This is a genomic window from Pseudomonas cichorii (assembly GCF_018343775.1).
GTDB classification, from domain to species: domain Bacteria; phylum Pseudomonadota; class Gammaproteobacteria; order Pseudomonadales; family Pseudomonadaceae; genus Aquipseudomonas; species Aquipseudomonas cichorii.
The window spans coordinates 2,356,235-2,369,163 of the sequence record NZ_CP074349.1; the positions used below are offsets into that span (position 1 = coordinate 2,356,235).

Consider the following 12,929-nt stretch of genomic DNA (forward strand, 5'->3'; position numbering starts at 1 on the left):
GAAGAGGTTTTGAATGACTGATTTCACGGCTCAAAAACGAATCGTAGTGACGGGTGTCGGGATTGTCGGACCACTGGGATGTGGCGTGCAGGCGGTCTGGGAAAGGCTGCTGGCCGGACAGTCCGGTATTCGCAATCTTGCCCGGGACATCACCGAGGGCACGGGCGTAGCGGTAGGCGGGCAAGTGCCGTCGCTGGAAGAAGACGCTATTGCGGGTTATGACCCGGACCGTCTCATTTCGGCCAAGGACCGCAAGAAGATGGATCGCTTCATCGAGTTTGCACTGGTGGCCGCCCATGAGGCGCTGGAGCAGGCAAACTGGCATCCGGTCGATGAAGACGCGCAGCAGCGCACTGCGACCATCATTGCATCGGGCGTGGGCGGTTTCGGTGTCATTGCCGAGGCCGTGCGGACCACCGATGCCCGTGGCCCGCGCAGGCTGTCGCCATTCACCGCGCCGTCCTTCCTGGCCAACATGGCGGCCGGGCATATTTCCATCAAGCACGGTTTCAAGGGCCCGCTCGGTGCTCCGGTGACCGCTTGCGCAGCCGGTGTACAAGCCATTGGCGACGCCGCCAGGCTCATCAGAAGCGGTGAGGCCGATATTGCGGTGTGCGGTGGGACGGAGGCTGCGATTGACCGAGTGACCCTGGGTTGCTTTGCTGCTGCTCGTGCCCTGTCCACCGGGTTTGCCGAGCGACCTCAGGAGGCCTCGCGCCCCTTTGATCGTGACCGTGATGGCTTTGTCATGGCCGAAGGTGCGGGGATATTGGTCATCGAGTCCCTTGAACACGCTTTGGCCCGTGGCGCCACGCCGCTGGCGGAACTGGTGGGCTACGGCACCAGCGCCGATGCCTATCACCTGACGGCTGGCCCCGAGGATGGCGGCGGAGCCCGGCGCGCCATGCAGCAGGCCTTGCGACAGGCCGGTCTGAACCCGGACGAGATTCAGCACATCAACGCCCACGCCACCTCGACTCAAGTGGGCGACAAGGGCGAGCTGGCCGCCATCCGCTCGGTGTTTGGTGCAGGCTCAAGTGTGGCAATCACCTCGACCAAGTCCGCTACCGGGCATCTGCTGGGTGCGGCGGGTGGCATTGAAGCCATCTTTACGGTAATGGCGCTGCGCGACCAGATCGTGCCGCCCACGCTGAACCTGAATAACCCTGACGAAGCGGCAGAAGGGCTGGACCTTGTCGGCCTGACCGCCCGTAAACTGCCGCTGACCCATGCGCTGTCCAACGGCTTCGGTTTTGGTGGTGTGAATGCCAGCGTCGTTTTCCGTCGTTGGGAGTCGGCATCCTGAGAATGGGCAAGGTTAGCGATTAGTCCTACAGAAATACTCCTTAGTCAGTAGAATGCGCCCTTTGCGCTTGCCCGATCTGAAGGAGTTTTCGTGGATAACCGTATTCGCCCAGTCGATCTGGAGAAGGCCTACAGACTGATCAATCACGGTCCTGCCGTGCTGGTTTCCTCCAGCCATGGCGGGACGCATAACGTCATGTCGGCTTCATGGGCCTGTGCCCTGGACTTTTCTCCGCCCAAGGTTACGGTGGTCATCGACAAGATGACCAAAACCCGTGGGCTTGTCGAAAAGAGCGGTTACTTCGCTCTGCAGGTGCCGACGGTGGAGCAGGTGCAACAGGTCTATGACGTAGGCACGCAAAGCCTGACCTTTATGCCGGACAAGCTGGAAAAATCAGGCGTCGAGCTGTTTCGTATTGAAGGGCACGAGATGCCACTGGTGGCGGGTTGCTCGGCCTGGCTGATTTGCAAGCTCATACCCGAGCCCCACAACCAGCAGACCTATGACCTGTTCATCGGTGAAGTGGTGGCGGCCTGGGCCGATGAGCGAGCGTTCAAGGATGGCCATTGGGCATTTGAGACGACCGATCCGCGCTGGCGTAGCCTGCACTACATCGCTGGCGGGACTTTTTACGCCATCGGCGATCTGGTGCGGGTTGAAAGTGACGAGGAATAACTGGCGGTAGAAAGGGGAGCGCAAGGCTAATGCCGATCAGTTAAGGCACAAACAAAACCTGTGGGAGGCAGCTTGCTGGCGAGAGGGCCTTTGAAACTGGCAGATATTCTGCGTCTGCCAAAGTCGCCAGCAAGCTGCCTCCCACAAAGTGATTCATTGACCTTAACTGATCGACATTAGAGCGCAAGGCTCCCCTGAATCCATCAGCGGCGATCCAGCCAGACGGTTTTCGCGTTGCAGAACTCACGCACCCCGAAGTGTGAAAGCTCACGACCAAAGCCGCTTTTCTTCACGCCGCCAAAGGCCACGCGTGGGTCGGAGGCGCAATAGCCATTGATGAACACGCCGCCTGTTTCCAGCTCGTCAGCCAGTTGTTCAGCCAGTTCGACATTACGGCTATAGATGGTCGAGGTCAGACCGAACTCGCTATCGTTGGCCAGCTCCAGTGCATGCCTGGCATCGCGGGCGGTGATGATCGACGCCACCGGGCCGAACAATTCCTCTCTGAAAGACGTCATCTGATCGGTGACATCGCTCAGCACGGTGGGCTCATAGAAGTTGCCAGCGCCTTCGGCCTTTTTACCGCCCAGCAGCAAGGTCGCTCCTTCGGCGAGAGTCGCTTGCACCTGCTGGTCCAGTTCGTCACGCAAATCGAAACGGGCCATGGGGCCGATGTACGTCTCCGGGCTCGATGGGTCGCCCATCGCCAGCAGGCGAGTGGCGTCGACGAACTTGCGGGTGAAGTCTTCGACAACGCCCTGTTCGACGATCAGGCGTTTGGCGGCTGCACAGACCTGACCGGTATTCTGATAACGACCGATCACGGCGGCTTTCACCGCTTCGTCCAGATCGGCATCGTTGAGCACGATAAAGGGATCGGAGCCGCCCAGTTCCAGTACGCATTTCTTCAAGGCAGCACCTGCCTGTGCGCCAATCGCAGTCCCGGCCCGTACGCTGCCGGTCAGGGTCACGGCGGCAATGCGCGGGTCGGCAATGGCGCGTGATACGCCTTCCTGAGCTACGTTGATCACTTCAAACACACCTTGCGGGAAACCGGCCTGTTGCAGTGCATCGCGTATCAGGTAAGCGCAGCCCATCACGTTGGGCGCATGTTTGAGCACGTAAGTGTTGCCGGCAAGCAGGACCGGAACGGCACCGCGCAGCACCTGCCAGACCGGGAAGTTCCATGGCATGACGGCCAGGATCGGGCCAAGCGGGCGGTATTCGATACGCGCCTTGTTGTTTTCGACCAGCGTCGGTTCCGGAGCAAGCATGGCCGGGCCATGGCTGGCGTACCACTCGCAGAGCTGCGCGCATTTCTCGATTTCGCCACGGGCCTGGGCGATGGGCTTGCCCATTTCCCGGGTGATCATCTGCGCCATGGACGTTGTGTTGTCGCGTAATGCCTTGCCCAGCGCAATCAGCAGTTGGGCGCGTTCATCGACCGTCTTGCGTTTCCACAGCGCATAACCGTCAGCCGCGCGGGAAAGTGCAGCTTCCAGTGCCGAGTCAGACTCGAATGCATAATGGCCGACCTGCTCACCATTGGCCGGGTTGATCGAGATTGCATGGGTGTGGCTGGAAATCTGTGTCATGACGCCATCCTCTTGTGGGTGGGAATGGGGCCAGAGTATCGTCGTGCTATGCTTTGCGAAACTGAATAATAATGATCATATCGTTCACGTTTGGAGAATGAATTGGATCTCGTCCAGCTTGAAATATTCAAGGCTGTCGCCGAGCAGGGCAGCATCAGCGCCGCTGCGCAGCACATCCATCGGGTGCCCTCGAACCTGACCACGCGCATCAAGCAACTGGAACTCGACCTGGGCGTCGAGCTGTTCATTCGCGAGAAGCACCGTTTGCGCCTGTCACCGGCTGGCTGGAATTTTCTGGACTATGCCCGGCGCATCCTGGCACTGGTGGATGAGGCGCGCATGGCCATTTCCGGCGAAGAGCCCCAAGGGCCATTCTCCCTCGGCTCGCTGGAGAGTACGGCAGCGGTGCGTATTCCGGCGCTGTTGGCGGCCTATAACCAGCAATACGCCAAGGTCGAACTGGACCTGTCCACGGGGCCGTCCGGCACCATGATCGATGGTGTGTTGTCTGGACGTCTGGTGGCGGCGTTCGTGGATGGGCCGGTGCTGCATCCGGCGCTGGAAGGTGTACCGGTTTTCGAGGAAGAGATGGTGATCATCGCGCCGCTCAACCATGCGCCTGTTACGCGGGGGCTGGATGTGAATGGCGAAAGCATCTACGCCTTTCGCGCCAACTGCTCATACCGCCATCACTTCGAGAGCTGGTTCACCGACGACGCCGCAGTGCCGGGCAAGATCTACGAAATGGAGTCCTATCACGGCATGCTGGCGTGCGTCAGTGCGGGCGCGGGCCTGGCGCTGATGCCACGCAGCATGCTTGAAAGCATGCCGGGCTGCACCACCGTCAGCATCTGGCCGTTGTCCGAGCAATTCCGCTTTCTGCAAACCTGGCTGGTGTGGCGCAGGGGCACGGTTTCCCAGAGTCTGACGCGGTTTGTGGAGTTGCTGGAAGCGCGGGGTGGGCCTACTCGTAACGAGCCGCTTCAATGATGTGCCGAATGAGGTTCGGAAGATGTCATGTATGAGTATTTTTCTTTTGCTCCAGGAGAGCCACGTTGGCGTGCAATAACATTCCTCTCGTTCTTTTGCCCGGTTTGCTGAACGATGAGCGACTTTGGGCTCATCAGGTGGCGGCTTTCGAGTCTGCACGCAGGGTTTTCGTTGCGGATCTTTCCCAGGACGACAGCATCGCGCAAATGGCCCGGCGCACGCTGGAACAGGCGCCGCCGTTCTTTGCCCTGGCGGCCTTGTCCATGGGCGGGTATGTGGCGATGGAAATCATGCGTCAGGCTCCCGAGCGGGTGGTGGCACTGGCCTTGTTCGACACCATGGTCCGGCCAGACAGCGAGGATCGGGCCAGGGTTCGGCGTGGCCTGCTGGAACTGGCGAAGCTGGGCAAGTTCATGGGCGTGACGCCTCACTTGCTGCCCCGGATCATTCATGCTCGTTGCATAGGCACTGCCGCAGCACAGCAGGTCATGGACATGGCGCAGGCCATTGGCAGGGAAGGTTTCATCCGTCAGCAGCAAGCGATCATCGAGCGTCAGGACTACAGTTCGCTTCTGGAGGCGATCAGCGTACCGACCTTGATCGTCGTCGGGGAAAACGATGAGATCACGCCGGTAGAAGAGTCTGCATTCACTCAGCAAGGCATTGCCGGTTCGCGTCTGGTGGTTCTGCCCGAATGCGGCCATCTACCGCCTCTGGAGTACCCTGAACGCACCACCGAGCTGTTGCAGGAATGGCTGAACGCGGTGTGACCCTGTGAACTTGCTGTTTGAGAACAATGCACTGTGGGAGAGGGCCTGCCTGCGACGAGGCAAGTTATTTACATCCCAGACCTATGCAGGGAGAAACCATGCTTATCGATCATCTGGACCACCTGGTCCTCACGACTTGCGACGCGGCAGCCTGTGAGGATTTCTATACCCGCATCATGGGCATGAGCCTGGAAACCTTCGGCAATGGCCGTGTTGCCTTTCGCTTCGGCAATCAGAAGATCAACCTGCATGTGCGAGGCCACGAATTTGAGCCCAAGGCGCATCTGCCCGTGCCCGGTGCGCTGGATCTCTGCTTTATCGCCGCCGGGCCTCTGGATGAAGTGATCGCCCATCTTCGGCAGCAGAACTGGCCGATAATCGAGGGGCCTGTGCAGCGAACCGGTGCCGCGGGGCCGATCCGTTCGGTGTATGTTCGCGATCCTGACTTGAATTTGATCGAGATCTCCGAGTATTTGTGATTGGCAGGGCTAATAGCCTTGGGCTATTTTGTCAGCCGAACTTCACCCAGGGTGCCTGCCGATGTCATGTCCGCAAGTCTGTGCCGGAGCCACGTTGCAATGCAGTTTCGGCGCTGCGCCTACCGTATTGAACGTATTGCCGACCAATCGCGTGCTGACCAGCAGCATGCCGGCGGCGACCATCATGGATCACATCCCGTTGGTCAATATTCCCACCTTCGGAATGTGCATGAGCACGGCCAACCCCATGGTGATCGCGGCCACGGCAGCAGCATTGGGGGTGCTTACGCCAATGCCTTGCATTCCCGCAACAGCCTCGCCATGGATTCCGGGCGGTGCGCCAACGGTGTTATTGGGTGGCATGCCGGCAATCGACTCCAACAGCATGCTGATGTGCAACTGGGCCGGGGTGATCAAGATCGTGATGCCGGGTCAGGTGCAGATGTTGATTCCTTAGTTTGATAAAAACGCTTTTCTGCAAGGACGATATGGATGGGTGTGCTGTTCTCGATTGCTTTCAGTACGTTATCTCTGGTTCTGGCTTCCCGGATCATGAATGTCGGGCTAGGTATTATTCCGGCGCTACTGATCGTTGTTTTTCTTCAGGTGATGGGCGCCGCTCTTGAAGGTACTGAAAAGCTTCTATATGCGTTTATCGTCATCATCAGCTTGCTGATCTACTTTGCGGGGTTGAAGCGATTTACTGGCGAAAGTACCTGGACGCTGATCAAGCTGACGATAGTCTGGATGATTCTGGCGGTTGTTATCGCGCAGGTCTTCTTCGAGTTACTCGGACTGTCCTTTGCGTTTTATCTGAGATCCTGATCAGGACTGTGCAGGTGACACAGTATTCATCCACCACCAGCGCAGCCGTGAAACCGGTTTGCCCTTGGCGTCCAGCGGGCGGCCGTCATCGGCGAATTGTTGTTCCTGATCCAGCAACTGGCCGTTCAGGTAGCGGGCTTTGAAGGAGGCTTGGCCGTTGGTGTGGAAACGCTGATACAGCCCGTCGCGTACACCGTCCTTGTAGTGCTCCAGTTCCGCCAGTTGTCCGTCAGGGTAATGAATGCTGGCCTCGCCGTGCAGCAGGCCCATTCGGTAGGTGGCCCGGCGTTGCAACAGCCCTTCGGGCGAATAGAAATTCGCGACGCCATGCAGCTTGTCGTTCACATAAGGCAACTGTGCGGAAACCCGGCCATTGGGATGGTAGGTGAGGCTCATGCCCTGTAACTCGCCCTGGCTGTAATTCAGGTTGGCCAGCGGGCGGTCGTTTTTTTCGATCCGCAACGGCCCGTCCAGTTGGCCGTTGTTGAGACGCCCAGCCAGCTGTGCATCGCCACTTTGTACATCCACAGTTTCTGTCTTGGCCATGCTCAGAATCTCAATTGACTTGTACCAGGCCGCCCTTGATGGTCAGCATGCCGCCACCATCCACGGTCTGTGACGCTGCGGCCTTGTTGGTCAGGCTGATGCCCGCGTCATTGGTCATGGTGGTGCCTGCCTTGTTTTCCAGCGATGTGCCCGCCTGATTGGTCAGGGCCGTTCCGGCTTTCTGGGTGATTGAGGTACTGGCCTGTACTGCCAGATCGGCACCGCTCTTGATCGTGAAACTGCCGCCGCTTTCCAGGGTGATGGTGCCGCTGACCTTGAGGGTCAGGTTGCCGTCCACGGTCAGGCTGTAATTGCCTGTGACCTTGTCGGTGTAGTTGCCGCCGGTGCTGTGGGTCTGGTCGCCGCCGACCTTGACGGTGCGAGTGTCCTTCACGTCCAGCGTGTCGCTACCGGTCTGGATGGTGACGCTGCGCTTGCCCTTTTCCAGCGTGACGGTTTCATCGCCTTCCTTGACGGTGCGGGTGCGGGCGTTCTGTACGGTCAGGGTTTCATCGTGGCCGACGGTGACTGTAGTGTCGTTGAGCACATTGGTCTTGAAGTCCTTCTGGGCTTGCAGAAAGACTTCCTCAGCGTCCTTCTTGTCCTCGAAACGCAACTCGTTGAAACCGCCGCCGCCCTTGGAGGAATTGGTCTTGATCCCCGATTGCGTCTGGTTGGCGGGCAAGGCATAGGGTAGGGCGTTGTCGCCGTTGTACACGCAACCGCTGACCAATGGCCGGTCCGGGTCGCCGTCGATAAAGGTGACGATCACTTCCTGACCGATACGCGGCACAAACTGCATGCCGAACCCCTTGCCGGTCCAGGGCAGTACCACGCGCACCCAGCAGGAGCTGGTTTCGTCGCTCTTGCCGTCGCGGTCCCACGGGAACTGGATCTTGATCCGGCCATATTCGTCGGTCCAGATTTCCTCGCCGGATTTGCCGACCACGGTGGCCGTCTGGGTGTGCATGCGCGGTTTGGATGTCACCCGCGCTGGGCGATAAGTCGTTGCCTTTGGGATAGCCTCGAAGCGGTTGCGATAGCCTTCATGACTGGCTTCGTGGGTAACCGCCGTTACTACCCAGTCGATATTCAGCGTCGCATCGTCATGGCCGCTCAGGGTGAAATAGTGCCCCGGCACCAGCCAGCGGCAGTCGCTTTCACCGATAAAGCGTTTCTCCTGACTGCGCAGGCCATCGACCCGTTGCTTGGTCAATGCATCGCCCCGTGCCTTGGCGATATAACCACCCGGATGCTCATACATCGACAACGGCCCGGCCTTGGCTTCGGCCTTGCTGTACAGCGAAGTGGTGGGCGTGGTGAATTCGTAATCCGACGCCGAATACACCCCGGAAACCGCTTGCAACACCAGTTGCCCGGAACGAATCCCGTGCAGCTCCCGATTGCCCATTCCCTGACCCAGATACTTCACCGCCGGCCCGTTGGGAATCGCCGGAAACGCATCGTTGTTGTCCGCCAACACCAGCGTGTGCTTGCCTTCCTCATGGGTGAAAAACCAGAAAATCCCTTCCTCTTCCAGCAGGCGCGACACAAACGCAAAATCGGTTTCACCGTACTGCACGCAATACTCGCGGGGCGTGTAACTGCCGGTCAGCGACAGCTTGTGATCACTGAAACCATGGTCAGTGAAGATCGATGTCACAATGTCCGATGTGGAGAGGTTCTGAAACACCCGGTTATTGCTCGCCAGCGTCAACCACCACAACCATGGGCGCAACAACACCTGATACCGATCTGCCGTGGCGTCTGCCGGAAGCTGCCGGATCTCCGCAACCAGTGCATCCATCGGCCGCAGCATCGCGTCGTTATGCAACGTCGCGGTAACGTGAGTGGCGATGGCAGAAGTCAGCGTCAATGCGGTATCCGCCTGACCATGCAGGAAATACTGCCCCATAGTATTGAGGGATTCCTCACCGCTGATGGAGTCAGGGTACAGCTCGGTGAGGGCTGAGCCGGTCAGGGAGAGGCTGGTGGTGGTGTCGGTGGAGCGGGGCATGATTGCCTCAATGAATTAAAGGGCTGTGCAAGTGTAGATAACCGGAAAGTGATCACTTCTCATTAAAACGTTATCGCATAGCCTCTGTGTGGAGGTAACTCCTAAAACTGCCGAAGTGTGGACGGCCACTGAGCCGTGACAGACAGCTTGCCAATCACTTGTATTGTGTACAAATGCATAATCCAAAAATCGATTTGTCACTACAACACTCTCATGTGTTTCACTGCCTTCGTGGACAGAATACTGACGATCAAAATGAGCATCGACATACGCAAATGCGGTGTCTAACTCTTGTAGCCTTGTTGTGATTTTGAGGACACGGGCTTTGCTTTTTTGTGTGGTTGTCGGTGCTTTGAGGATGTTTTTTTTCTCTTCTGTCAAATTTCCGTAGTGGCTGTTGAATGCCCGTGCCAAACCGTGCCGGTTGATCAACCCTTCATACCGTCTGGCCACGTCGAGGTGGAGGGTCTTGGTCTCGACTAACGTAAATTTACTGTGAGTGTATCCTACGCCGACGGGACCCAGCTTTTTAAGGTGCCCTATTGAGTCGTTCATGCTGTAGTAGTCATGGTTAAGATCGCCTCCAAAAAAAATCAAGTCATCTCCGACTTCTTGATGGATGAACTGGATGGCGTCTCTGATATGACCGAATGAAGTATTTTCATTGGCATTGGCATGATAAAACGCAAGGTACTTGCCAGTTTGATGTTTTAGTATGACCGGAGCGCGCCGCTCCTGGTCTCCCAATACGTATTCAAAGTCAGGCAGTCCTACCTGTCCTTTTTTGTCTTCGCGAACAAATGTGCTGATGCCCAGTGTGGTGTTTTTTGTGAAGCCACCTTCTTGAGTGAGGTGGACGACAGGTACAAAGTTCCCGGGAAGGTTGTACACTTCGCTGGTCAGGCTTTGATTGATGTTTCCGGTCTTTCCTGTTTCCAGGAAGACCAATATGTCGATGTCGCTTTGTTGGGCGAGGTATTGTTTCAGGAAGTCCCGTTTTTCTGTAAAGGCCTGGGAGTGAGTCGAACTGGACTGGTTGTCGAAATGCTGTGCATTCCACACCATTATTTTTAATGCCATATCTTTTCCTGGTTTATCCCATGGCTGTCTTCGGCGTTGGGTACACTGACGCCTGATTCATGTCGTCGAGGTGATGTAAGTTTCACTCCAACACCCACTCCGCCAACTTCCCCGTCACCTGTTTCATCAATACATTCTCAATATCCCTCGCCCCGGCCCCGCTGCATTTCGCCAGTACGGCCTTGACAATCCCGTTATCAAAATCAAATTGCTTGCCCGTCGCGGCCTTGTACCGGCCACGCAATTTCTCCAGTTTGGCCAGCACGATTCCTTCCAGCGTCGCTTCATCCAGCGGGCGATAAGGCACCACGGTCATGCGGGCGAGGAAGGCGGGGCGGAAGGCTTGTAGCAGGACTTTGTGCAGGCGTTCGTTGAACGGGTCTGTGTCGAGTTCGGCGCTAGGGGTGTCGAGAATCAGTTCGGCACCGACGTTGCTGGTGGCGAGCATGACGGTGTTCTTGAAGTCCACCACCAGGCCGGTGCCGTCTTCCATGACACCTTTGTCGAACACGTTGTAGAACGCTTCCAGTACGTCCGGGTGGGCTTTTTCGATTTCGTCCAGCAGCACCACGGAATAGGGTTTGCGGCGTACCGCTTCGGTCAGCACACCACCGGTGCCGTAACCGACGTAGCCGGGTGGCGCGCCTTTGAGTTGGCTGACGGTGTGGGCTTCCTGGTATTCGGAAAGGTTGATGCTGATCAGGTTGCGCTCGCCACCGTATAACGCGTCGGCCAGGGCGTAGGCGGTTTCGGTCTTGCCGACACCGGTAGGGCCGGGGAGCAGGAACACACCCACCGGTTTCTGCGGGTCGGTCAGGCCGGCGCGGTAGGCTTGCAGGCGTTGGGCGATGGTGTCGAGGGCGGCTTTCTGGCCCATGACTCGCTGACCCATGCGCTGCCCCAGGGTCCGTACGGCATGGGCCTCGTCGGCGAGCATCTTGCCGACCGGGATGCCGGTCCAGCCTGCAATCACGGCGGCGACGGTCTTGGAGTCGACCTGTTCCGGCACCAGCGGATCGTCCTGGCGAATGGCGTCCAGACCGGCTTCCAGACGCACCAGTTCCGAGGCCAGGTAGTCGATGCGGCTGTCGGTGTCCGGGTCGCGTTTGGCGAGGTCAGTATTGGCGTCCACGCGCTCGCTCAGGGCCAGCAGTTCGCGGCGGGTTTCCAGCAGTTCGCGCACGGCTTCCCGCTCTTCGCCCCAGCGCACTTCCAGTTCACGGATAGCTTGCAGGTTGCTGGTGGATTCGCTTTCCAGTGTGGTGATGCGTTCCCGGTGATCGAGGCCTGTGGCCTGTTCGCGACGCAGGCGTTCGAGTTCTTCTTTCAGGCTTTGCTGGCGATGGCGCAGGCTTTCAAGTGGCGGTGGCACGTCGTGTTGGCCGAGTGCGACACGGGCACAGGCGGTGTCGAGGATGCTGATGGCCTTGTCCGGCAGTTGCCGCCCGGATATGTAGCGGTGTGAGAGTTTCACCGCATCGTGAATCGCTGCATCCAGCACTTGTACGCCATGGTGCTGTTCCAGTTTGGTGGCCACGCCCCGAAGCATTTCTACGGCTGTGGCTTCGTCCGGTTCTTCCACCTGTACCAACTGGAAACGCCGGGCCAGGGCCGGGTCTTTCTCGAAATACTTCTTGTATTCCATCCAGGTGGTGGCGGCCAGGGTGCGCAGTTCGCCGCGGGCCAGAGCGGGTTTGAGCAGGTTGGCGGCGTCGCTGCCGCCTTCCGCGCCACCGGCACCGATCAGGGTGTGGGCTTCGTCGATAAACAGGATGATCGGCTTCTCGGCACTGCGCACCGCATCAATCACCCCTTTGAGACGCTGCTCGAATTCGCCTTTTACACCAGCACCGGCTTGCAGCAGGCCAAGGTCGAGCACCCGCAGGCTGACATCCTGCAAGGACGGCGGCACATCGCCCGCGGCAATACGCAAGGCCAGGCCTTCGACCACGGCGGTTTTACCCACACCCGGCGCGCCCACCAGAATCGGGTTGTTCTGGCGACGGCGCAGCAGGATGTCGATGCACTGGCGGATTTCCCCGTCGCGGCCGACGATGGGGTCGATGCGCCCGGCGTGGGCATCGGCAGTCAGGTCCTGGGTGTATTGGTCGAGAGTCGAGCCTTCGACGGTCTTCGCCGCAGCCTTGCCCGGTTGGCCGGGTGCGGCGATAGCGATATGTTCGCGAGAAGGCTGCGCCCATTCCTGCAAATTATTGCGCAGCACATCCGGGGGAATGCACAGCAACGAGGATGCACTGTTGAGCAGCAGGCTGCGATGTTCATCCCGGTCCAGCAAGGCCAGCAGCAACAGCCCTGAACGAATGCTTGGCTGGCCCATGACGCTGGCCTGCACCACGGTGTCTTCTAAAAGGCCGATGGTCTGCGCGGACAATGCCGGTGTGCGGGTGCTGCCGGATTTGAACAGCTCCAGCGCCTTGTTGATTTCTGCGCTCAGCGCATCGCGCTCCAGGCCGAAACGCGGCAGCAGGCAAGCCAGGTCGCCGCCTTCGATATCCAGCAGTTCCAGCAGCAGGTGCTCGATTTCAACGTAGTGATGACCCCGTTGCAGGCAGCGCTGCGCGGCACGTTCCAGGGCGCGGCGGCTGTCGGCGTTGAGGCGTGCTATCAGGCTGCCGAGTTCCATAT

The 12,929-nt window shown here is 58.7% G+C and carries 12 protein-coding genes; 7 read left to right on the forward strand and 5 right to left on the reverse strand.

The features are described 5' to 3' along the window. Positions 1–13 precede the first annotated feature (13 nt). Positions 14–1,306: a beta-ketoacyl-ACP synthase II gene (gene fabF, locus KGD89_RS10475; RefSeq protein ID WP_025259734.1), complete on the forward strand. Its 1,293-nt coding sequence runs from the start codon at positions 14–16 to the stop codon at positions 1,304–1,306. 90 nt (positions 1,307–1,396) lie between these two features. Continuing rightward, positions 1,397–1,981, forward strand: coding sequence for a flavin reductase family protein (locus tag KGD89_RS10480; protein ID WP_025259735.1), 585 nt, complete (start codon positions 1,397–1,399; stop codon positions 1,979–1,981). Between the two features lie 203 nt (positions 1,982–2,184). Here the strand turns inward: KGD89_RS10480 and KGD89_RS10485 are convergent, their stop codons facing one another. Beyond that, entirely contained in the window at positions 2,185–3,576 is a 1,392-nt protein-coding gene (locus KGD89_RS10485) for an aldehyde dehydrogenase family protein (RefSeq protein ID WP_025259736.1), read from the reverse strand. Positions 3,577–3,678: 102 nt separating this feature from the next. Here KGD89_RS10485 and ptrR point away from each other — a divergent pair, with 102 nt between their 5' ends. The 5 genes from ptrR to KGD89_RS10510 all read left to right on the forward strand — a co-directional run bounded on the left by ptrR (position 3,679) and on the right by KGD89_RS10510 (position 6,640). Further along, positions 3,679–4,566 carry a putrescine utilization regulator PtrR gene (ptrR, locus tag KGD89_RS10490; protein ID WP_025259737.1) on the forward strand — a complete coding sequence of 296 codons (888 nt, stop codon included), beginning with the start codon at positions 3,679–3,681 and terminating at the stop codon, positions 4,564–4,566. Positions 4,567–4,631: 65 nt separating this feature from the next. After that, a complete protein-coding gene (locus KGD89_RS10495) occupies positions 4,632–5,336 on the forward strand; it encodes an alpha/beta fold hydrolase (RefSeq protein WP_025259738.1) in 705 nt (234 codons plus the stop codon). Between the two features lie 98 nt (positions 5,337–5,434). Beyond that, positions 5,435–5,815: a VOC family protein gene (locus KGD89_RS10500; protein WP_025259739.1), complete on the forward strand. Its 381-nt coding sequence runs from the start codon at positions 5,435–5,437 to the stop codon at positions 5,813–5,815. Between the two features lie 61 nt (positions 5,816–5,876). Beyond that, positions 5,877–6,272, forward strand: a complete 396-nt coding sequence (locus KGD89_RS10505; RefSeq protein ID WP_025259740.1) for a DUF4280 domain-containing protein — start codon at positions 5,877–5,879, stop codon at positions 6,270–6,272. 35 nt (positions 6,273–6,307) lie between these two features. Then, positions 6,308–6,640, forward strand: coding sequence for a hypothetical protein (locus KGD89_RS10510; RefSeq protein ID WP_025259741.1), 333 nt, complete (start codon positions 6,308–6,310; stop codon positions 6,638–6,640). On the opposite strand, the gene KGD89_RS10515 is transcribed toward KGD89_RS10510, so the two are convergent. The 4 genes from KGD89_RS10515 to tssH all read right to left on the reverse strand — a co-directional run bounded on the left by KGD89_RS10515 (position 6,641) and on the right by tssH (position 12,927). Then, on the reverse strand, positions 6,641–7,186 hold the full coding sequence (locus KGD89_RS10515) for a toxin-antitoxin system YwqK family antitoxin (protein ID WP_025259742.1): 546 nt from the start codon (positions 7,184–7,186) through the stop codon (positions 6,641–6,643). A 10-nt stretch (positions 7,187–7,196) separates the two neighbouring features. Then, positions 7,197–9,203 carry a type VI secretion system Vgr family protein gene (gene tssI, locus KGD89_RS10520; protein ID WP_025259743.1) on the reverse strand — a complete coding sequence of 669 codons (2,007 nt, stop codon included), beginning with the start codon at positions 9,201–9,203 and terminating at the stop codon, positions 7,197–7,199. 15 nt (positions 9,204–9,218) lie between these two features. Continuing rightward, entirely contained in the window at positions 9,219–10,283 is a 1,065-nt protein-coding gene (locus KGD89_RS10525) for an endonuclease/exonuclease/phosphatase family protein (protein ID WP_025259744.1), read from the reverse strand. An 82-nt stretch (positions 10,284–10,365) separates the two neighbouring features. After that, on the reverse strand, positions 10,366–12,927 hold the full coding sequence (gene tssH / locus KGD89_RS10530; protein ID WP_025259745.1) for a type VI secretion system ATPase TssH: 2,562 nt from the start codon (positions 12,925–12,927) through the stop codon (positions 10,366–10,368). Positions 12,928–12,929 lie beyond the last annotated feature (2 nt).

Excerpts from the sequence above, each read along its gene's own strand:
- fabF (WP_025259734.1), top strand. The coding sequence starts at position 14 with ATGACTGATTTCACGGCTCAAAAACGAATCGTAGTGACGGGTGTCGGG.
- KGD89_RS10485 (WP_025259736.1), bottom strand. The coding sequence starts at position 3,576 with ATGACACAGATTTCCAGCCACACCCATGCAATCTCGATCAACCCGGCC.
- KGD89_RS10500 (WP_025259739.1), top strand. The coding sequence starts at position 5,435 with ATGCTTATCGATCATCTGGACCACCTGGTCCTCACGACTTGCGACGCG.
- KGD89_RS10505 (WP_025259740.1), top strand. The coding sequence starts at position 5,877 with ATGTCATGTCCGCAAGTCTGTGCCGGAGCCACGTTGCAATGCAGTTTC.
- KGD89_RS10510 (WP_025259741.1), top strand. The coding sequence starts at position 6,308 with ATGGGTGTGCTGTTCTCGATTGCTTTCAGTACGTTATCTCTGGTTCTG.
- KGD89_RS10515 (WP_025259742.1), bottom strand. The coding sequence starts at position 7,186 with ATGGCCAAGACAGAAACTGTGGATGTACAAAGTGGCGATGCACAGCTG.
- tssI (WP_025259743.1), bottom strand. The coding sequence starts at position 9,203 with ATGCCCCGCTCCACCGACACCACCACCAGCCTCTCCCTGACCGGCTCA.
- KGD89_RS10525 (WP_025259744.1), bottom strand. The coding sequence starts at position 10,283 with ATGGCATTAAAAATAATGGTGTGGAATGCACAGCATTTCGACAACCAG.
- tssH (WP_025259745.1), bottom strand. The coding sequence starts at position 12,927 with ATGGAACTCGGCAGCCTGATAGCACGCCTCAACGCCGACAGCCGCCGC.